The sequence below is a fragment of the Variovorax sp. V118 genome (assembly GCF_041154445.1).
GTDB classification, from domain to species: domain Bacteria; phylum Pseudomonadota; class Gammaproteobacteria; order Burkholderiales; family Burkholderiaceae_C; genus Variovorax; species Variovorax boronicumulans.
In genome coordinates this window covers 4,746,387-4,764,907 of the sequence record NZ_AP028663.1, presented here as the reverse complement: position 1 = coordinate 4,764,907, position 18,521 = coordinate 4,746,387, and the positions used below count along the sequence as shown (strand labels likewise).

The 18,521-nt window shown below is 63.1% G+C and carries 25 protein-coding genes and 3 pseudogenes; 20 read left to right on the top strand and 8 right to left on the bottom strand.

The window, feature by feature from the left end; translation table 11 throughout:
- The first annotated feature begins 36 nt into the window (after positions 1-36).
- The 6 genes and pseudogenes from ACAM52_RS22190 (at position 37) to ACAM52_RS22165 (ending at position 3,901) form a co-directional block, all read left to right on the top strand.
- Positions 37-696: a hypothetical protein gene (locus ACAM52_RS22190; protein ID WP_369631466.1), complete on the top strand. Its 660-nt coding sequence runs from the start codon at positions 37-39 to the stop codon at positions 694-696.
- A 112-nt stretch (positions 697-808) separates the two neighbouring features.
- A complete protein-coding gene (locus ACAM52_RS22185; protein WP_369631467.1) occupies positions 809-1,405 on the top strand; it encodes a hypothetical protein in 597 nt (198 codons plus the stop codon).
- Positions 1,406-1,443: 38 nt separating this feature from the next.
- Positions 1,444-1,749, top strand: a pseudogene (locus tag ACAM52_RS22180) (ShlB/FhaC/HecB family hemolysin secretion/activation protein); the annotation flags it as partial.
- Positions 1,750-1,849: 100 nt separating this feature from the next.
- The gene (locus tag ACAM52_RS22175) at positions 1,850-2,302 is read left to right on the top strand and encodes a hypothetical protein (protein WP_369631468.1); all 453 of its coding nucleotides are present in this window, start codon (positions 1,850-1,852) and stop codon (positions 2,300-2,302) included.
- A 23-nt stretch (positions 2,303-2,325) separates the two neighbouring features.
- Entirely contained in the window at positions 2,326-3,252 is a 927-nt protein-coding gene (locus ACAM52_RS22170) for a hypothetical protein (RefSeq protein ID WP_369631469.1), read from the top strand.
- A 55-nt stretch (positions 3,253-3,307) separates the two neighbouring features.
- A complete protein-coding gene (locus ACAM52_RS22165; RefSeq protein ID WP_369644601.1) occupies positions 3,308-3,901 on the top strand; it encodes an SDR family oxidoreductase in 594 nt (197 codons plus the stop codon).
- 268 nt (positions 3,902-4,169) lie between these two features.
- Here the strand turns inward: ACAM52_RS22165 and ACAM52_RS22160 are convergent, their stop codons facing one another.
- The 3 genes from ACAM52_RS22160 to ACAM52_RS22150 are packed head-to-tail and all read right to left on the bottom strand — an operon-like array spanning position 4,170 to position 8,358.
- Positions 4,170-6,110, bottom strand: coding sequence for an acyl CoA:acetate/3-ketoacid CoA transferase (locus ACAM52_RS22160; protein ID WP_369631471.1), 1,941 nt, complete (start codon positions 6,108-6,110; stop codon positions 4,170-4,172).
- 35 nt (positions 6,111-6,145) lie between these two features.
- Entirely contained in the window at positions 6,146-6,970 is an 825-nt protein-coding gene (locus ACAM52_RS22155; RefSeq protein ID WP_369631472.1) for a transporter substrate-binding domain-containing protein, read from the bottom strand.
- A 2-nt stretch (positions 6,971-6,972) separates the two neighbouring features.
- Positions 6,973-8,358 carry a GntP family permease gene (locus ACAM52_RS22150; protein ID WP_369631473.1) on the bottom strand — a complete coding sequence of 462 codons (1,386 nt, stop codon included), beginning with the start codon at positions 8,356-8,358 and terminating at the stop codon, positions 6,973-6,975.
- Between the two features lie 251 nt (positions 8,359-8,609).
- Here ACAM52_RS22150 and ACAM52_RS22145 point away from each other — a divergent pair, with 251 nt between their 5' ends.
- The gene (locus tag ACAM52_RS22145) at positions 8,610-10,097 is read left to right on the top strand and encodes a sigma-54 interaction domain-containing protein (RefSeq protein ID WP_369631474.1); all 1,488 of its coding nucleotides are present in this window, start codon (positions 8,610-8,612) and stop codon (positions 10,095-10,097) included.
- A 91-nt stretch (positions 10,098-10,188) separates the two neighbouring features.
- Here the strand turns inward: ACAM52_RS22145 and ACAM52_RS22140 are convergent.
- Positions 10,189-10,366 (bottom strand): annotated as a pseudogene (locus ACAM52_RS22140) (IS630 family transposase); the annotation flags it as partial.
- Positions 10,367-10,452: 86 nt separating this feature from the next.
- Between ACAM52_RS22140 and ACAM52_RS22135 the strand changes: the two are divergent.
- Positions 10,453-10,836 (top strand): transposase, encoded by a 384-nt coding sequence (locus tag ACAM52_RS22135; RefSeq protein WP_369631475.1) that lies wholly within the window; start codon positions 10,453-10,455, stop codon positions 10,834-10,836.
- On the opposite strand, the gene ACAM52_RS22130 is transcribed toward ACAM52_RS22135, so the two are convergent.
- Positions 10,829-11,110, bottom strand: coding sequence for an HU family DNA-binding protein (locus ACAM52_RS22130; RefSeq protein ID WP_369632730.1), 282 nt, complete (start codon positions 11,108-11,110; stop codon positions 10,829-10,831). The two genes, ACAM52_RS22135 and ACAM52_RS22130, sit on opposite strands and share 8 nt — an antisense overlap.
- A 493-nt stretch (positions 11,111-11,603) precedes the next feature.
- Between ACAM52_RS22130 and ACAM52_RS22125 the strand changes: the two are divergent.
- Together ACAM52_RS22125 and ACAM52_RS22120 are read left to right on the top strand one after the other, a co-directional pair.
- Positions 11,604-11,825: pseudogene (locus ACAM52_RS22125) on the top strand (DUF932 domain-containing protein); the annotation flags it as partial.
- A 115-nt stretch (positions 11,826-11,940) separates the two neighbouring features.
- A complete protein-coding gene (locus tag ACAM52_RS22120; RefSeq protein ID WP_369631476.1) occupies positions 11,941-12,651 on the top strand; it encodes a YqaJ viral recombinase family protein in 711 nt (236 codons plus the stop codon).
- 43 nt (positions 12,652-12,694) lie between these two features.
- Here the strand turns inward: ACAM52_RS22120 and ACAM52_RS22115 are convergent, their stop codons facing one another.
- Positions 12,695-12,928 carry a hypothetical protein gene (locus ACAM52_RS22115; RefSeq protein ID WP_369631477.1) on the bottom strand — a complete coding sequence of 78 codons (234 nt, stop codon included), beginning with the start codon at positions 12,926-12,928 and terminating at the stop codon, positions 12,695-12,697.
- Between the two features lie 155 nt (positions 12,929-13,083).
- Here ACAM52_RS22115 and ACAM52_RS22110 point away from each other — a divergent pair, with 155 nt between their 5' ends.
- From ACAM52_RS22110 to ACAM52_RS22100, 3 genes are read left to right on the top strand one after another with little or no spacing between them, the layout of a single operon-like run.
- On the top strand, positions 13,084-13,482 hold the full coding sequence (locus ACAM52_RS22110) for a hypothetical protein (RefSeq protein WP_369631478.1): 399 nt from the start codon (positions 13,084-13,086) through the stop codon (positions 13,480-13,482).
- 20 nt (positions 13,483-13,502) lie between these two features.
- Positions 13,503-14,078 carry a hypothetical protein gene (locus ACAM52_RS22105; protein WP_369631479.1) on the top strand — a complete coding sequence of 192 codons (576 nt, stop codon included), beginning with the start codon at positions 13,503-13,505 and terminating at the stop codon, positions 14,076-14,078.
- A complete protein-coding gene (locus ACAM52_RS22100; RefSeq protein ID WP_369631480.1) occupies positions 14,065-14,361 on the top strand; it encodes a hypothetical protein in 297 nt (98 codons plus the stop codon). Before ACAM52_RS22105 ends, ACAM52_RS22100 begins: the two co-directional genes overlap by 14 nt.
- Before the next feature lie 17 nt (positions 14,362-14,378).
- Here ACAM52_RS22100 and ACAM52_RS22095 read toward each other — a convergent pair whose 3' ends face one another.
- A complete protein-coding gene (locus ACAM52_RS22095; RefSeq protein ID WP_369631481.1) occupies positions 14,379-14,549 on the bottom strand; it encodes a hypothetical protein in 171 nt (56 codons plus the stop codon).
- On the opposite strand from ACAM52_RS22095, the gene ACAM52_RS22090 reads away from it, so the two are divergent.
- The 7 genes from ACAM52_RS22090 to ACAM52_RS22060 all read left to right on the top strand — a co-directional run bounded on the left by ACAM52_RS22090 (position 14,548) and on the right by ACAM52_RS22060 (position 18,055).
- Entirely contained in the window at positions 14,548-15,087 is a 540-nt protein-coding gene (locus tag ACAM52_RS22090) for a hypothetical protein (RefSeq protein WP_369631482.1), read from the top strand. The two genes, ACAM52_RS22095 and ACAM52_RS22090, sit on opposite strands and share 2 nt — an antisense overlap.
- The gene (locus ACAM52_RS22085; RefSeq protein WP_369631483.1) at positions 15,084-15,395 is read left to right on the top strand and encodes a hypothetical protein; all 312 of its coding nucleotides are present in this window, start codon (positions 15,084-15,086) and stop codon (positions 15,393-15,395) included. Before ACAM52_RS22090 ends, ACAM52_RS22085 begins: the two co-directional genes overlap by 4 nt.
- Positions 15,392-15,679 (top strand): hypothetical protein, encoded by a 288-nt coding sequence (locus tag ACAM52_RS22080; RefSeq protein WP_369631484.1) that lies wholly within the window; start codon positions 15,392-15,394, stop codon positions 15,677-15,679. Before ACAM52_RS22085 ends, ACAM52_RS22080 begins: the two co-directional genes overlap by 4 nt.
- Positions 15,660-15,923 (top strand): hypothetical protein, encoded by a 264-nt coding sequence (locus ACAM52_RS22075; RefSeq protein ID WP_369631485.1) that lies wholly within the window; start codon positions 15,660-15,662, stop codon positions 15,921-15,923. The genes ACAM52_RS22080 and ACAM52_RS22075 overlap by 20 nt, the downstream gene beginning before the upstream one ends.
- Positions 15,924-16,152: 229 nt before the next feature.
- Positions 16,153-16,938 (top strand): hypothetical protein, encoded by a 786-nt coding sequence (locus ACAM52_RS22070; protein WP_369631486.1) that lies wholly within the window; start codon positions 16,153-16,155, stop codon positions 16,936-16,938.
- Positions 16,935-17,156 (top strand): hypothetical protein, encoded by a 222-nt coding sequence (locus ACAM52_RS22065; RefSeq protein ID WP_369631487.1) that lies wholly within the window; start codon positions 16,935-16,937, stop codon positions 17,154-17,156. The genes ACAM52_RS22070 and ACAM52_RS22065 overlap by 4 nt, the downstream gene beginning before the upstream one ends.
- A 563-nt stretch (positions 17,157-17,719) precedes the next feature.
- Positions 17,720-18,055, top strand: coding sequence for a hypothetical protein (locus tag ACAM52_RS22060; protein WP_369631488.1), 336 nt, complete (start codon positions 17,720-17,722; stop codon positions 18,053-18,055).
- Between the two features lie 28 nt (positions 18,056-18,083).
- On the opposite strand, the gene ACAM52_RS22055 is transcribed toward ACAM52_RS22060, so the two are convergent.
- The gene (locus tag ACAM52_RS22055) at positions 18,084-18,437 is read right to left on the bottom strand and encodes a helix-turn-helix domain-containing protein (RefSeq protein ID WP_369631489.1); all 354 of its coding nucleotides are present in this window, start codon (positions 18,435-18,437) and stop codon (positions 18,084-18,086) included.
- Positions 18,438-18,521 lie beyond the last annotated feature (84 nt).

The following is an 18,521-nucleotide window of genomic DNA, read 5'->3' as shown; positions in this document are numbered from 1 at the left end:
CATCAAATCAGCGGCTCAGCTCCGGGGAGGAAATTCATGTTTACGAAAACGCTTGCAGCGCTGACCGCAGCGGCTGCATTGACTGCCTGCGTCGCCCCGACCTCGTATCGGGAGTCAGGCGCGCAGGGCAACTACTTTGGCTATGCGAGCAACAAGCTCTCCGATCAGTTCTACCGCGTGCGTTTCACGGGCTCGTCTCGCACGCCGTTGCGCTGGTCCGATGCGTTCGTGCTCTATCGCACCGCGCAGATTGCAAAAGAAGCTGGAGCACCGGCTTTCAAGATCGTTGAGGGCGCCGTCGACACCACCGTGCTCACAGGTGACGAAGTTTTTGGGTGGATGAATCCACTTGCCGATGTGGAGGTGAGCCAGGCGGCGCAGCGCACGCAGCCAGATGGAGACAGGGTTATCGGCCTTCACGAGCCCTACATGCAACGAACTGCGGGCGCGATGCCTGTATTCCGGGCTCCGCCTCCGCCGATGGTCAAGAGCCAGGCACCTTTGTTCATCTACATCCCTTCCAGCGGGCCAGGGCCTGCGCAGCCGGTGCGCTCGATACTTGTCGAGCTGCGATCTGACACCAAGGACATGGACGACAAGACTTTCGTCACCGACGATGTTCTCGCTCGTCTGGGGCCTCGCATTAAGCAAGCGTCACCACCGTCAGATGCGCCGCGCTCTGCATCGAACACCTGATCCAGACATCTTCCGCGCCAAGTCCTACACACCCGGCGTGCTGATCCAGATCGTGCACGCCCCATTGGACAGAGATCGGCTCTGAGAGCCACGAAGTTCAACAGAAAAGAGAATGAAGCTGTCAAATCCTTTCCCACATGCTGCGACCGTCGTCGCCGTCACCGCCTGCGTGATCTTGACCGGTTGCGCCACCAAGCTCGCGCAGCCCATCACCGGCTACACCTGCTGTAACCTGCGCCCCGACTACGGCTGGGTTTCCAGCACCAACATGCTGGGAGGCGCCATCGTGCCGGCCGGCGAGCCCGTGGTGATCGACACCCTGAAGCGCGACCGCTATGCCTACGGGACCATCGGAGGCGATTACGTCTCGCTGCGCGATGACACCGCCCGCAGCAGGGAAGACATGCTGCGCTGGACGAACCAGATCGTTGTTCCGACAGATCCCAAGTTGACGCTGGCAACCTGGAGCCCCGACGTACAGAAGGCCGTCTACTCGGCCAAGGTCGTCGTCGGCATGACGCGGCCTCAGGTGCTGATGTCGCTCAGCTATCCGTCTCGCAACGACACCAAAGACTTGAACGGCAATACTTGGCGGTACTGGACGACCCAGGAGGATGAGCCGGTGGACATCCTCTTTGGCGTTGATGGCAGCGTGAGCGGCTTCTCCGGTAAGCCGTCCGCTGTCCGCACGGTCGAGTTCAAGCGCTGACCATGGTCCGTCCCGTTGGCGTGCCTCGGCGCACGCGCATGGCCGTGGCCGCAGTCCTTGTTCTCTCCCCGTTAGTGGCTCTGGCTCAGCAGTCCTCCACCACCCCGCAACCCTTCGTTGAGCAGCAACGCCAGCAGGAGTGCGAATGCGCCCTCCGGGAACAAAATGAGCGGACTGTCGATCAGCGTCCGCAGGCTGCACCGGCGGCACCTACGCAGCGCATCCTCGAATCCGAGTCTCCGTGCTTCCGCATCGACCGCGTGCTCTTGGTTGGTGAGCAATCCGAGGCCTTCCAATGGGCCATCGCCGATCTGTCGGGGCCGAACGGCAATGACTCGCCCCTGCTATCCGATCGGACGGCCAAGACCAGCTTCGGCTTTAACCTCAACGCAAGTTTCTGATCAGTTTCCGACGCTTGCCGCCGAGAAAATTTAGCGGATTGCCATGAGCGAGAAATCTTTCGTCATCCGTCTGGGCGCTCGCTGGCGCATGTTTGCAAGCGAGCGCGACGGCATGACATTCCTCGGCACCGTCCAGAGCGGCGTGGCGGGCATCGGCGCACTGGCGAGAACCTGCGATGGCGGCTACGTCCAAGTCAACGGCGATGTCGTGGCCGTGCTCGATGCCAGAAAAATCAGGCTTGCGCTGCGCATGCGGCCGGACAAGACAGAGGGGCAGCCGTGCGCGACGCATCTCTTGGACGACCGCCTGGTCGCTGACCATCCCCGATGGCCGCAGCCCGTTCTTGCAGCGACCAACTCACTCGCGGCTTCTGCTCCCAGGCCGGTGATTACGGTGAAGAAGCGGCGCGTGGCGGTGCGTGTAACAACCGGTGCGGCCCAGGCATCGGAACAAGCATCGGAACCGGCAGATCAACAGGGGTCGGGCATCGGCTGAAAACCAACGTCTAAGTAAGCCGTATGAAACAGAACCCACGCAGCATCGCAAGCGATGCCTGCGCGGAAGCAGGTCGAGGGGCTACGGTCACGCACGAGCGGGCCTCGGCGCCGAGCGACCATAACTACTGCCATGCGCCGGCGATGTATGGCAGCGTACGCATGTCCAACAACTGGCGAGTCACGCTGTCCCGCGGCGGCAAGAGGTTCCTGAGGGGGAGCGCCTTCAGCCGGTATGGCGGCGAGCCCGCTGCACTGGCGTGCGCGCAGGCCTACCGGGACGAGATCGTGCGCCAACATTCGCCGCCAGAGCGACGTGAACTGGCGCAGAAACTGCACCAGACTAAAAAAAGCGGCGTCTCCGGCGTGACCTTCCGCTTGAACGCCAACCGCGAAATCATGAGTTGGCACGCGCTCACCCGTGTGAACGCGGATCGCTTGTTGACCAAGTCCTTTGGCGTGAAGCGCTACGGAGCGGCCCAGGCTGAGTGCCTGGCGATTGCAGAGCGCGAGAAGCAGTTGAAGCAAATGAAAGGGCTCAGAAAGGTTCATCCGGCAGAACAAAGCGTGGGGGTGAATGCGGTGAAGGCGCCAGATGCTTTGAAAGGAACGGCGGGCCGATCGCGACGGACGTTGTCAAAACCCATTGCAGTTGTCGAGATCCTGAGAAAGAACAAAAACTCCGGCATGCCAGGAGTTTCTTGCATCAAGAGCGCTGACGGGTTGCCCCGCTATTGGCTTGCCAAGACAGGCGGAATAGATGGGAGGAGGCCCGCTTGCTGGCAATTGCTGCGCGCCGAGAGCAACTGCGCCTCAAAGAGGACTCACAGCTTCGGTCCAAGAATTCCAACTGAGAAGGGCAAGGTGATGGTTCACAGTAGGCTCGGAATCTTGCGCTTGCTCACCGGGCGGATGTACTTGGCCAGCCGACGAAGTGGCGAGGGCTATTGATCAAGTTTCCACAGGAGTGCCCCGTGCAGACTCACCGAAGTATCTTGATGCTGACTTGCGATCCTCCTGGGCAGCGCGGCTGCTCATCACGGACGTGGAAAGCTCGATGGGCGATGTCGACCTGCTTGTCAACAATGCTGGCATTCAGTTCACCGCTCGCGTCGAGGACTTCTCGGTCTCAAAGTGGGACGACATCATCGCGATCAATCTTCCCTCGGTGTTCCACACCAGTGCAGCGGTGCTACCAGGAATGCAGAAACGCCAGCATGGGCGGATCATCAACATCGCGTCAGCGCACGGACTGGTGGCATCCGCGGAGAAGGCCGCATATGTCGCCGCGAAGCACGGAGTGGTGGGTTTGACGAAGACCATTGCGCTCGAGAATGCCAAATCGGACCTCACCTGCAACGCGACCTGCCCAGGGTGGGTGAAGACGGCGCTGGTCGAAACTCAGATCCAGAAGTACATGGAGCGCAAGAGTCTGTCCTATCAAGATGCAACGGCAACGCTGCTGACTGGGAAGGAGCCCGGCGGACGGTTCACTACCCCCGAGAAGATTGTTGCCGCCGTGCTGTTTCTCGCGAGCGATGCGGGCAACAACATGACCGGCATCAGCCTTGCCATGGATGGCGGCTGGACTGCCCAGTAGTGTTCCGATAGGAACGGCGCAGGTCAAGCTGACGATTCAGATTTCCTGATGGCCCCGGCAAGGCCTGCGCGCTCTTTCGACGCGATCGACTGAACCGGCGATCGGCTTCAACCTGGCCGCGAAAAAGGCGGCGGCCACGCAGCGATTCGCGACGCCAGATTTCGATGGATACGTGCCCGAACAGCGTGCAGGCAAGCCCAGTTCGCGCAGCCGCTGCGAGCACGAATTTTCTTGCGTGGCGAGCCAACGCGGCCTTGCCTTGCACAGCTCAGTTTTGATCCACCATGGTCGCGCGCGCCTGCGCTGCGTTTTCAACAATGTGCGGTGCGACGCCACGTTGCTTTAAGGCATCGCCCAGCTTCATGCGCAGAAAACCGCTGGTGGTGTAGCGCGCTACGCTGCGGTAGTACTGCTCGACCAGACTGCGCACCATCTCCGAGTAGGCGTCCAGCACGTCCGGCAGGATGGTGGAGTGGTCGTAGTTGACAACCACGTCCACCCGGTGGCCCAACGGCCCGACGCGCCGGACCACCTGCTCGCGAATGGCCTGGACATCGGCCATGCAGCGTACGGTGTGCCCTTCGAAGTTCACGAACAGCAGGTTCTTGCTCGCGTCGTAGGCAAAGCGCTGCTCCAGCGGCACGCCGAGCATGTCCTCGCGCAGCCCCATGGCTGCGGTAGCGAAGATGCGTGCATCCATCGGCATCGGGGGCGCGTGCATCACGGGCACGAAGTCCATGCATTCCAGGATGTCCCGCTGCAGATCCACGCCGGGCGCGATCTCGACTAGCTCTAGCCCATCGGCGCACAGGCGGAACACGCAGCGCTCGGTCACGTACAGCACGCGCTGGCCGCGCTGCACCGCGATGCGACCGCTGAAGGTGCGGTGCTCGACCTGGTGCACGAACTTCTTCGTGTTGCCGGCCATGAAGCTGCCCACGAACACCACCCGCTTGGCGTTCTGGCTGATGTTGATGAAGCCGCCCGCACCGGCCAGCTTGGGGCCGAACTTGCTGACGTTGAGGTTGCCTTCGCGGTCGGCCTGGGCTAGGCCCAGGAAGGCGATGTCCAAGCCGCCACCGTCGTAGAAGTCGAACTGGTAGGGCTGGTCAATGATGGCCTGCGTATTGACGGCGGCGCCGAAGTTCAGGCCGCCGGCTGGCACGCCGCCGATCACGCCGGGCTCGGCCGTCAGGGTCAGCAGGTCGATCACCTTCTCCTCGCTCGCCACTTCGGCGATGCCCTCCGGCATGCCGATGCCCAGGTTCACCACGCTGTTGGCATGCAGCTCCATGGCCGCACGCCGCGCGATGGTCTTGCGCGAGCCCATGGCCATGGGTGCGGTGCCGGCCAGCGGCACGCGCAGCTCGCCGCTGAAGGCCGGGCTGTAGGGCTCGGCGAAGGTCTGCCAGTGGTTCTCGGGCTTGGCCACTACGACACAGTCCACAAGCACGCCGGGGATCTTGACCTGCCGCGCCGGCAGCGCATGGCGCTCGGCCAGGCGCTCAACCTGCACGATGACCGTGCCGCCAGAGTTGCGCACGGCCATGGCGATGGCCAGCGCCTCCAGCGTCAGCGCTTCCTTCTCCATGGTGATGTTGCCGTCCGGGTCGGCCGTGGTGCCGCGGATGATGCCCACGTCGATGGGGAAGGCTTGGTAGAACAGGTAGTCGCGACCATCGATGGGCATCAGCCGAACGATGTCCTGCGTGGTCTTCGCGTTGAGCTTGCCGCCGCCGTGGCGCGGGTCGACGAAGGTCCCGAGGCCCACGCTGGACAGGTGGCCGGGCTTGCCGCCGGCGATGTCGCGGAAGAGGTGCGAGATCACACCCTGCGGCAGGTTGTAGGCCTCGATGCGGTTGGACACAGCCAGCTGCTGCAGGCCTGGCACCAGGCCCCAGTGCCCGCCGACCACGCGCTTGACCAGGCCTTCGTGCGCCAGATGGTTCAGGCCCTTGTGCTTGCCATCGCCTTGTCCGGCCGCGTAGACCAACGTGAGGTTGCGCGGTTTTCCGTGGGCCTGGGGATGCTCGTCCTCCGACGCAAGGAACAGCTCCTCGAGCGCGATAGCGATCTCCTCGGCGAAGCCGATGCCGACGAAGCCGCCGGTGGCCACCGTGTCGCCGTCACGGATCAGGCGCACGGCCTGCGCGGCGGTGACGATCTTGCTGCGTTGCGCGGCGGCCGCGCCCTGTGCCGGGTCATGCATGCTTGTCTCCTCTTGTTCTTTGGCGGTGCCGAATGTCAGTTGAACGGCTCTTCGCGGATGCGGCGCTTGTGGTCTTCGACCGGGTCCACCTCGGTCTGCATCTGCTCGCGCACGATGCGCGCGGCTGTGCCATCGGCCTGCATGGCGGCCCAGGCCGCCTGCCACTGCGCGGCCTCGTCCTGCGAGTAGTCGCGCGAGCTGGCCAGGTACAGCCTCGAAGGCCGGATCACCTGGCCGAACTGCAGCAGGTCCAGGTTGCCGCGCACCTCGCGCACGGCGTGCACGACCATGGCGCGTGGCGCGATCCAGGCGTCGATGCGCCGGTCCTTCATGCGTTTGGCGTTCATCCATTCCTCGCGCTGTGGTGAGAGCTTGCTGAAGTTCAGCGAACGCGCCAGCGCCTCGGCACTGGAGAATTCGAGCACGCCGACCGGCTGGTCCTTGACGCGTGCCAGGTCCGATACGTCCACACCGGGCGAGCCCACCAACACCAAATCGTCGGTCATCAACTCCACCATCCAGCGGTAGTGCGGCTCGCGCTCAGGCGAGCGTGTTAGCGCCAGGATGCCGACGCGCGGCCCCTGGCGCGCAATCTCCTGCGCACGGAACCAGGGCATGTATTCAATGCGGCCCGAATGGCCGACGCGGGCTGCCAGCTCCTGAACCAGCGCGTGCAGTACGCCGCGCCCGGGCCCGGGGTAGGCCGAGACCGAGGCCGATGGCACCTGGTAGGTATAGGGGGGCAGCTCGGCCGCCAGCAGGCGCAGCTCCTGTGCAGGGGCCAGAGCTAGAGCCTGGGCTTGGGCGCGGCCAGCCAGCAGCGCTGCCGCGATGCACAGCGTGAGGAACAGGCGCGCCATGGTCAGAACACCCCCACGGTAAGGTACAGACCCAGTACCAGGATGCTGGCTGCGAACGCCGTCAGGCTACCTACCACGAACAGGTCGAAGTAGGACTGGCGGTGCGTCAGCCCGCAGATGGCCAGCAGCGTGATCACCGCGCCGTTGTGCGGCAGGATGTCCATGGCCGCCGAGCCCATGGCGGCGATGCGGTGCATGATCTCCGGGTTGATGCCCGCGGCCTGCGCCGCGTTGACGTAGTACTCGCCCATGGCGCCCAGTGCCAGGCTCATGCCGCCCGAGGCCGAGCCGGTCATGCCGGCCAGCACGGTGACCACCAGCCACAGTGAGATCACAGGGTCGGACGCCACCGAGCGCAGTCCCTCGCGCACCACAGCAAAAGCCGCCAGCGCGGCGATCACGGCACCGTAGCCCACCTCGGACGCAGTGTTGGTCATGGGCAGCAGCGAGCCCAACGTACCCTTGTTGATGGCGCCCTGCAGGTCGACGATGCGTTTGCGGTTGGTCACGGCCAACACCACGATGGCGGCCAGCATGGCGCCGATGATGGCCCAGATGGCCAGCACCTTCTTGAGGTCGATGTTCTTGAACTTGGCCGTGGCCAGCTCGCTGTGGTCTAAGGCCGGGATCACGTACTTGGAGAGCAGGAAGTTCAGGCAAATCACCATCAGAATGGGCAGCAGCGCCAGGAAAAATGAGGGTAAGTTGGAGTTGTCCACCGCCGCGAACTCCTCCTTGTGCTCACCATAGCCTTCGCCCGCCTTGCGTGCGGCGGCCGTGCGCCGCGACAGCCACAGCATGCCGGTGGCGAACATGAACATGGCCGCCACCAGACCCATGCCGGGCGCTGCGTAGATGGTGGTCTTGAAGAACGGAATCGGGATTGCGTTCTGGATGGCCGGGGTGCCCGGCAGCGCCACCATGGTGAAGGTGAAGCTACCCAGGCCGATAGCGGCCGGGATCAGCCGCTTAGGGATCTGTGCCTCGCGGAACAGCGAGGCCGCGATCGGGTAGACCGAGAAGGCCACCACGAACAGCGACACGCCGCCATAGGTCAGCAGCGCGCAGGCCAGGACCACGGCGAGGATGGCGCGCTCGCCGCCGACCCAACGCACGATCTGGTGGGCGATGGCGCGCGCCGCGCCCGACTCGTCCATCAGCTTGCCGAACACAGCGCCCAGCAGGAACAGCGGGAAGTAGGTTGCGAAGTAGCTGCCCAGCGCGGGCATGAAGATCTGCGTGTAGCTGGCAAAGAACGGCAGGTCGCCCAGGTTGAAGGCGATCGCCACGGCCGCGCAGATGGGGGAAATGAAGATGACGTTCCAGCCGCGATGGGCCAAGAAGATAAGCAGCGCCAAAGACGCAAAAATACCAGCGATGCCAAGCATGAGTCTTGTCTCCTACAGGGGGCGAATGCCCTTACTTCTGCGAAGACCGTGCCAGGGCTCAAATCTTGGTCAGTCACTCCAAAATCAAGGGTTAACCTGGGTAATTGCGGCCACTGCGGGCGACCTGCGGCGCAGCAATGTCCATGAAACTGGACACTACTGGAGTCGGATGTACAGTGCCCAAGACATGGGGTAAAGGTGCTATCCGACCCGCCCCGACAACAACGAGAAGACAAGAGCCGGAGAACGCAATGAGTACATTGGTGCAAACCGAGGCCTGGCCCAATAGCGTGTTGGGCCATAGCGCCGGATCGATCCGCGCGCTGGCCATGCGCTCGCTATTCGCCCGCCTGGAAGACCTGTGCGAAGGCGCGGTGGCGGTCGACATGGACGCGCGCGTGGCCTGGATCAACGACAAGTACGCGCGTCGGGTCGGCCTGTCCCATCCCAGCCTGGCCTTGGGCCAGCCCATCGAAGACATCATCCCCGACAGCGCACTGCGCGAAGTCGCACGCAGCGGCAAGCCCATCGTGGTGGACATCATGCGGCTGGGCGAGGAGCACGTGGTGGTCACGCGTCTGCCGCTGCGCGACGAGGGCGGCACGCTGGTCGGTGCCATTGGCTTTGTGCTGTACGAGCGGGTCGAAGGGCTCAAGCCTGTCATGGCCAAGATGCAGCAGTTGCAGGCGCGGCTGCAAGCCGCTGAACGTGAGCTGGCCGAAAATCGGCGCGCGCGCTACAGCCTGGCGTCGTTCCTGGGTGTCTCGCCCGCGGCCAACGAGATCAAGCGCCAGGCCCGCCGCGCGGCCCAACTCGACGCCAACGTGCTGCTGTACGGCGAGACTGGCACTGGCAAGGAACTGCTGGCCCATGCCATTCACCATGTGTCCCCACGCGCTGCGCGGCCCTTCGTTAGCATTAATGCTGCAGCTATTCCCGAGTCGCTGCTGGAGGCAGAGCTGTTCGGTGTGGCTCCCGGCGCCTACACCGGTGCCGATCGCCGCGGCCGCGATGGCAAGTTCAAGTTGGCTGACGGCGGCACGCTGTTCCTGGACGAAGTCGGCGACATGCCCATGGCCCTGCAGCCCAAGCTGCTGCGCGTGCTGCAGGAGCAGGAGATCGAGCCGCTGGGCGCCAACCGCTTGCTGCGGCTGGACGTTCGGGTGATCGCGGCGAGCAGCTTGGACCTGGGCCAGCGCGTTGCTGAGGGCCACTTCCGCGCTGACTTGTACTACCGCCTAGCCGTCCTGGCGCTCAAGCTGCCGCCGCTGCGCGAGCGGCTGGACGACCTTCCGCTGCTGGTGGAGCGTCTGCTGGAAGACATCGGTGCCAGGGTGGGACAGACCATAGACATTGATGCAGAAGCCCTGGCCCTGCTAGAGCGATACGACTGGCCGGGCAATGTGCGCGAACTGCGCAACACGCTGGAACGCGCTCTGCTACAGAGCGATACACCACACCTAGAGGCCGCGCATGTCGCTGCCGTGCTGCCCGAGCAGAAGCCGGCCATCGAGCGGGCTCCGGCTGAGCCAGAGGCCAACACGGTTGTGCGGCCGCTGGCCGAAGCCGTGCTGGCCGCCGAACGCCTGGCGATCGCCGCCGCACTGAAAACCCACGGCGGCAGCAAGGTCGCCGCAGCGCGTGCGCTCGGCATCTCGCGCGCGGCGCTGTACCAGAAGCTGTCCTTGCATGACTTGACCTGCCCCCCGAGTTCGACGCCAACTCCGCCAAGTCCCTGATCTGTATAGGCCGCGCTGTAAACGCGCCACTACAGAACAGAAGGGTTGATTGAGCGTGGCATGCGGGTTTCTTGGTCTCAATACGGACGATCGGATCGGTGGACAGTTTGAATGTCTCTTGACGGTGCGGCTGCAAGCCGAAGGCGCGCCAGATGCGTGAGGCGGCTGTCTGCGAAAGCCCGGCTGCGCTGGCTGGCCATGGTGCAGGTGCTCCAGTGCGTCGCGCCGCGTGGCACGCTCTCCTGCGTCTTGGCGATCACGGCATCGACGCGGGCATCGTCAATCGTCCTTGTGACCGTGCCTCGATTTCACGTGCAGCAAGAAGTTGATAACTTCTGAAGTACGGAGAAACGAAATGAGAGACGGCAATGTGTCCAAGCGGCAATACACGGACGAGTTCAAGATCGAAGCGATCAGGCTGTGCGATTCGGTGGGCGATCATGAGGCTGCGCGAAGGCTTGGAAAGCGCAGGCCGGTGGACTTGCCGCCGGTGCCCGAGACGAACTCTGCACAGCCACTTCGTCGCCCAGTGGCAGAACTGGAAGCTGAGAACAGCCGGCTTCGCAAGGGGCTGGCCGATGCGAAGCCGGATGTGGAAGTGCTGCGAAAAGCGACGGTTAATGGGGTCAGTGATCGCGATGTACGAACCGGCTCAGCCGAACATCGATCAAACTGGGACTGTCACTTCGGATTCAATCTGATTCGGCTCATGCCCAGGTCAACGAGGCGCCTCAAATGACCGTATTGACAGCATCCTTCAGGGCTTTGCCGGCGGAGAACTTGGGCGATTTGCTGGCTTTGATGGTCATCGGCTCACCAGTTGATGGGTTCCGGCCTGAGCGTTCGGGACGACTGGATACCGTGAATGTGCCAAAGCCGATCAACTGCACGGTATCACCGCGTGCCAGCGCGCGCGAGAGATTCTCAATGACGGACTCGAGTGCTCGAGCGGCATCGGTCTTGCTGAATTCGGTGTCCGCGGCGATGGCAGCGATGAGATCGGTCTTGTTCAAAACAGGAGTTCTTTCAATGGGAATGGTTGAAGAGGGTTCGGCAGCGTGAGTGTGCGCCGGCTTCAGTTTACGCATTGCGCTGAGCCAGTCGCTCGATGGAAGTGATTCAAATCAGAAAAATCGTGGTGATTTCGGGAGAAACTTACTCGATCAAGGTCTCGTCGGACGCTGCAGATGCAGAACCTCTAGCTTGGCGCGCTTGGTGCGTGTGCGGATGCGTTGCAATCGCCGATGGTTCTTGGGATTCCAGAATTTTTCAGCCACATATGACTACACCGGATAGACAGTAGAAAGTTCATCCTTGCCCACAAAGCCCAGCCCGGTTCCCGCCGCGCTGGGCTTTGTGCCGTCTGGCGTCACCAGACGAGTGACCACGTCTCACCCAATCTTGAAAAGGAAATTCCTTCATGGCACACCCCATCGAAACTATGGCCGACGCCGGCGACAGCCGAATGTGTCCAAGACCGATACGCAATCCGTGCCGCGCACGTTGGCGGCGCGGAAGGTTCTGGAGCTCTACGAGGGGCGGGGCCGTGGCGCCGAGCTCGCGGCCGCTCGCGGCACGGCCTGGGGCCTGCTGAGTGCAATGACCGAGTACGTCGATCACGAGCGGCGTGCCCGCAGCCGCGAGTACCGTCTCGACAGTGCTTGGTTCGCTCAGGATGCCGCACTGAAACAGCGCGCGCTGGACCGCGCGCTTGCGCTCACTACTTGAGGGAGACAGCCAACCTCGCTACCACCTCACCAACACATCCCTTCCCCAGAAGCCCCGTCCCTCCATCAGGAGGACGGGGCTTTTGGCTATGGGCACTCATTTCAAGGAAAACAAGATGTACACACGTGCTGAACGTTTGCGAACTACGAGCCGTGCCACCACAAAGTGCGCGACGCTGCACTTGGTCTCAACGTCGAGGGGGACTGAACCAACGGCGATCGTTGATAGCCAACTCGACAGACTCCAACTCCCAGAAGCCGGTATCGGAAACCGCGAGGCCGCCGCTGTCCTCGGCCAGGATCCCTTCAAATCCCAGATCCGCCTCTGGATGGAGAAGACGGGTCGGCAGGACTTGTTGCATCCAGTGCAGCTCCAGGACGACAGCCTCGGGTATTGGGGCCGTTTGCTCGAGCCGATCGTGGCCGCGCACTACACCCACAGGACCGGACGCAAGGTCCGGCAAATCAACGCCACGCTGCGGCATCCAAAGCACCCGTGGATGCTCGCCACCGCCACGCGCGAGGTCATGGACGCACCCGATGTCCAGCTTCTTGAGTGCCTGTGTATCGGCATGGACGTCGCACCCTTGTGGGCGAACGGTGTCCCCGACTACATACGGCTTCGGGTCATGCACTTGCTTGCCGTCACCGGCCAATACGCCGCCGATGTCGTCGTGTTGCTGGGTGGTCGGGACCTGCAGATCTATCGCATCGAACGCGAAGAGGCCGAGATTTCACGGCTCATCAAACAGGAGCGCGTGTTTTGGCGCGCAGTCGAGTCCGACCGGGCGCCGCCTGCGCGAGATGAGGATGTCCCGATGCAGTGATGCGTCGAACTTGGCCGCGGTCTGGCGCGCATGCCCTGCCATCCTATTGGTGTTCCCGCCAGAACGTCCACCACCGGCGTGGCGCTGATCTCATCTCCAGGGGGCGCAGATCCAGGGTGTCGTAGTTCGTGAATGGTGCCCCGGCGCGCCGGCGCAACTCTGTCTCGAATTCGTGAGCGATGCCGCGTGCGTGAAGGTCTCCCGTCAGGGCCTTCCTGCGCCACTCGATGGCCATTGCACTCAATGCCTCGTCGGGCAGTTCCTGCTTTGTTGTCATGCGCAGATTGTGCCGCGTCGGCGAGCGATTCTTGACAGGTGTCCTGACGCGACCTTGGGGCATCGCACTCCAGCGCTGATGGCGTGCCGACCTTTCCTCTTGCCCACTCCTTTCTCCTCCTCTTTCTTTCTCTCATTTGAACAATCCGAATCGAAATGAACAACGAATCAACCCTTTCCGCCCCATGGGGCCCCGGGCCTTCTGCGTTGCAGTCAGTAGGCCTTCATCGCTGCATCGGCCGAACGCTGCGCGTCAGTGCGCACCATCTTCCATGGGAGATCGCGAATCAACTCCGGACCGAGTTCCAAGCCAGCGAGTACGACGAATCTTCGTCATTGCATCGTGCCGGCCTGCAAATTGTCGAGCTCGACGACTTCAGCTGGCGTGCCGATGTCACGGCCGACAACATCGCCGCGGCCCAGGTGCTGGGGTGGCATGCATTGCGCCGGCTGCTGCGACTGGCGCAGACATATCAATGCGAGGCCCTGGAAGTCGCCCCAGGCAACTTGGTGCTGCCAGCTGTTCTGGAGTTCGAGGTCTTCCCATGGCCTTGAACCGCTCAGCATCCCCTTGCGTGACTTCCATCTCTATCGATCCCGATGGCGAGTACCTGCTGGGAGGCAATGTGTACACCGGGCATCAGCTGCAAAGGGCCATTCACTGCGCGCACAGCGTGGCGCGTGCCTACGAGATCGCCGACATCGCCAACGGCGGCGGTGGCACCGTGGAGCGCAGCGAGATCGACGATGCGCAACGCGAGGCCGCCGATGCGATGGGGCCGCAGGCGATGCGCGAGATCGTTGCTTCGGCGCGTGAGTACAACGACGCCTTGCCGCGGGAGTCGGAGTTGGAGTCGGAAGACGGCGACTCCTTGCTCAGCGCTGAAGAGAACGCCGAGGCCTGTGCCGAGGGTTGGTCGCTTTTCATGCACTCGCACGAAACCCTCGAGCTTCGGCTCGAGCGCATCGACAGCCCTGACGAGGGCGACGGTGTGCTGCCCGACGATGCGGCCGCCTGGCTGAGGGTCTGGACCCGGGCCACGCCACTGCACTTGAAGGTGATCGACATCCTCAAGGCATCGTCTCCAGCAGAGTACGCACGCATCGAGGCCTATGTCCACGGTGTTGAGGCATGCCATGCACCTGCTTGAACGCCTGGCCCGCGGGGTCGTGGCGCATTGGGAGCATGGCGATCTTGCCGAGGCCGTGAATGCGTTGGACCGGCACTTGCAGGGCAACGCCGAAGACAGGGTGCGTCATGCAGAACTGATCGAACGCGCCATCGACCTCTACCAGGACGACGACATCCAGATCGACGCGAACGCCTCGTTGGTCTGCGAGAGCGAGGCGGGGGCTTTCGTCATGGGTTGGCTGTGGGTGTCTGGGCGTGATAGCGATGCTGCGTTCCGTCCAGAAGCTACGCAGGCTCCATGACAGTCCCTTGCAGCCTTTCACTTCAAACGACTCTCAACATCAACCCAACCCGCTTCGTGCGGTTTTTTTACGTCTACCCAATGCACCACCTCCTGCTTTTCCTTTTCGACATTCTTCTTCTGCTGGTCTCTTCGATGGCTGCCACTTGGTTTGGGCGAGCGCCATCCTTCGCGCCAGGCCGTTGACATGGGGACCATCGTCTACCGCGCCACCAAGGACCAGGCCGTTCACGATGAACTGGTCAGCGTTGGCGCTTCTTCCACGGTGCTTGCACATCGCGTGATCGGCAATCGGCTGTGGTTCTTGGCCCAGGTCCGTAGTGGCGAGCGCGCCGGGCGCAAGTGGATCGGCCTGACGCTCATCGACTGCAAGAACGGCGAAGCGGCCGTCAAGTGCTTGGACGAGACCTGTGGGCCTTGCTACTACGACTGTCCCCTGTCATTCCTGACACAGGCGGATCCCCCCGTGGGGCCCTATGCCGGGGCGTGGCGCGAGAAGGTTCGTGCCTTTCACATCGCTCGAACTGCCAAGCGTGCAGCCATTCGCCAGGGTGCACGCATCTCTTACGGCTACCAGACCTACGTGCTGCGTCGCAGCCTCGGGCGTCGCGGATGGGAGGTCGCACGCGAAAGCGACGGCTTCGCCTTCCGTCTGAAATCCAGACAACTCGGCAGCGCGACGGTGTTGCCGTCACAAGAAAAACATTCACAAGAGAAACATCCATGAAAACCAGATTCCGACGGCACGCCACAGTGCCGCCCCATACCCGCGACCCCTTCGCCCAAGACGTATTCAAGTGGTCTGCCGACTTCGAGGTTCCCTCGATTGGCGAAGACGTGATCATCCGCATCAACGGCATCGGCCGCGCCAAGGTGGTGGGCTACGCTTCGCAAGGCGGCTATTTGGGCGTGATGACCGTGCCGTACAGCCCGCCCGATTGGTGGATTCGACAGAACGGGCCTCCCAGCTCTGACAACGCGGCGTTGGCGTTCGGCGCGGAGATCGCGCCCATCGACACCGGGGAGGGCGCATGAGTGGCACGGCATCCATGCCCCGTACAGTGGTTGTCTTCAGCATCGAGCTTGCCGTCTTCGATGAGGATGCATTGCGCCGCTCTGCGCAACGCCGAGCACGCGAGGAGGGCCTGGACGATGAGGTGTGGACGTCGATGCGCTCTGGCATCTCGGATGACCTGGTCATGTTGCTCGATCCGGGTCTCATTGCCGATGCCGGCTTCGAGATCCTGCAGTCGACATGTGAGGTCTGTGAGGTGAATGAGGTGAATGAGGTGGGCGAGCATGCCGTCGACCAACGTTGAATTCGTCACCGAGCTGATGGAGTTCAGCGCCCATGGCGCGCTCATCCAGGCGTTCGTGATGCAGGCGCTGGAGCAGTACGCCAGGCGCGTGGCTGCAATGGAACCCGAGACACTGGACACACCCATGGTCAGCGGCCATGCCTGGCATGGCTGTGCCGTCGAGGTCCGGGACAAGCTGGCCAGAAGGCTTGGCCGCAACGACGCAGGCCGACCACCCGCAGAGTCGCCCACGCACGAGCGTTGACTCGCTGCGGCAGCTGACTCGCCGCAGCTGCACACACAAAAAGAAAGAGGGCCCCGCGCCCCGCATCGGACCTCCCGGTCCGCCTTCATCCCCACACACGCACCCACCACGCCCCGGCCTCTCTGGCCTGGAGCGTGGTGGACGTGCGCGTGGGTCTGGCTCGCCCTTTGGGGCCGGCACTTCATGGCGTCGCCGTCAACGGCTGCGCTCACAACATAGAGGATCAACTTTGTCCATCTCGATCATGGCGCGGGTACAGGCTCGCCCGAACCTAACGCGTTCGTCGCAAAAGCGACGGCATCACTCTCCCAGTGCGCACGTCGAAGATGACGCCTGCACCTATCACCTGGTGCGCGTCAGTCGCAACTACAAGACAGGGCCGATCCCGGTGACGACGACGAGTGCGAACTCGTGCCCGCCGAGTTGCAGCTTCAAGGGCAGTGGCTGCTATGCCGAAAGCGGTCCCTTGGCCATTCATTGGCGTCACGTGTCCGAGGGGCGACGAGGTTGCACCTTCGACGAGTTGCTCCGGGAGATCGCCACCTTGCGGCGCCGTGCCCTGTGGCGCCACAACCAAGCGGGTGACTTGACGCCCGAAGCGCCCGGTGTCATCGATGCCCGAATGCTCACGCGGCTGGCCATGGCCAACAGGGGGCGGCGTGGATTCACGTACACCCACTACCCGCCGACACCCGCCAACCAGGCGGCGATCCTCAACGCCAACCGGCTGGGTTTCACGGTCAACCTCAGTGCCGAGACCCTGACGCAGGCCGACGCGTATGTCGACCTTGGCATCGCGCCGGTGGTCGTGGTGCTGCCGCAGGGCGTCATCAAACCGACTCGGACGCCGGCAGGGCGTCAGGTGATCGTGTGCCCTGCGAGCACCGGCAATTCCGATTGCTTGAATTGCGGCATCTGCCAGCAACGTGATCGCGCTGCCGTCGTGGGCTTCCCAGCCCATGGCAGCGGCGCCAAGCGTGTCGAGGGGATCTTCTTCAAGGAGGTGCGCTCATGACAACCGTGCGCAAGGTCATGTCCGCCGAAGAGCAGGGCGCTTTGCTCGAGCTTGACGAAGCCTTCTTTCGGCGCGTGGACTGCGCCGGTCTGGCTCGTAAGCAGGGCGATCCCCATCGGTTGGACCAAATTCATCGTGCGCTCGAGGAGGAGGTTCACCGAGCGAGCGTCAATGGCGCGATGTACCTGGATCGGCCACCAAGAAGAGACCCATTTTGACGAGCGCCCTGTGCATCGAGGTACCCCCAGTCACTCAACACCTACATCAGACCGATATGACTCACCCTTCTGCTTGCCCCCGATGCAACTCTACCGAGATCACCGCCCACAACTACGCCCGCAAGATAGGCAGCACGGTAGGCACTGCCGCTGGGGCTGCCGGTAGTGCTGCTGCGGCACTCGGGGGCGCCGAAGCCGGTGCCGCCCTTGGCTTGGTCGCCGGCCCCGCAGGTTCCCTCCTTGGAGGGTTGGCTGGCGCCCTCATGGGGGCCTTGTTCGGTGGTGCGGCCGGCTGCGCCGCCGGGGCCGCGGTTGGCGAAGCCATCGACACCAATGTGCTCGACAACTACGAGTGCCAGGCGTGCGGCCACAGCTTCGGCAGGCCGGGAGGGTCACCTGACCTCTAGCCATCACGGGTAGGTCTTTCCTTCAACACATCAGAGACCCCCAAGGCGCTCGCTATCTGGCACCTGCGTCTTACGCGGCGCACACGGGCTGCCTTTTCTCATCAATCCCCCGCCCGGCAGCCTTTGGCTGGTCGGGCTTTCTTTTGGAGATTTCTCATGCCGCATTCCACAGTCGGACCCGAACGTTCTGTGCCGCGTCTTCATCTCGGCAAGGTGTTCATCACCGATGCCGCCTCGGCCGCCCTGGATAGAACCGAAACCGAAGGCGTCCTCTTGCTCGCCCGCCATCTGCATGGCAATTGGGGCGATGTCCCCGAGCAGGACGCACTGCAAAACGAGTTGGCCTTATTGCTGGGCCTGCGTGTGCTATCCCGCTATGTCATCGCCGACAACGTTGTGATCTGGGTCGTGACCGAGGCCGATCGGGAAACCACCACGATCATGTTGGCGGATGGACACCTGAGGCGAGCAGGTGACTCACCCACCGGTTAGAGCACGATGGCTGCGTGCTGGCGTCGTATCAGAGGCGGCGTTGCTCCAGCCGGTCGGCCAACGTCTCGACGATGCCCACCACCATCGTCCGATCCGTGCTGCCGAGCTTGGACAGCAGCCGCGCCAAGTGGCTCGCTTGGTCAGTCGCACGGGAACTGGTTTCTGTCAGCAACTCGGCGATGTTGCATTCGAAGATCTCGGCCAACTCGCTCAGCCGCAGCACGGTGGGCAGCACAAGACCGCGCTCGATGCGTGACATCGCTTCCACGCCGATCCCTAGGCGCTCGGCTACCCGTTCTTGCGTGAGCTCACTGGCGTTACGTCGCTTCGCGATGGCCCGGCCTACGGCAGTGGCCAATCGCTTCTCTTCCTCTTGCGGCATACGCCCTCCATTTCCAACGGGAATGGTTGGGCATCACCTTGCCAAGAGGAAGGACTCAAAAGGTTGGTTATCACCCTAAAACGA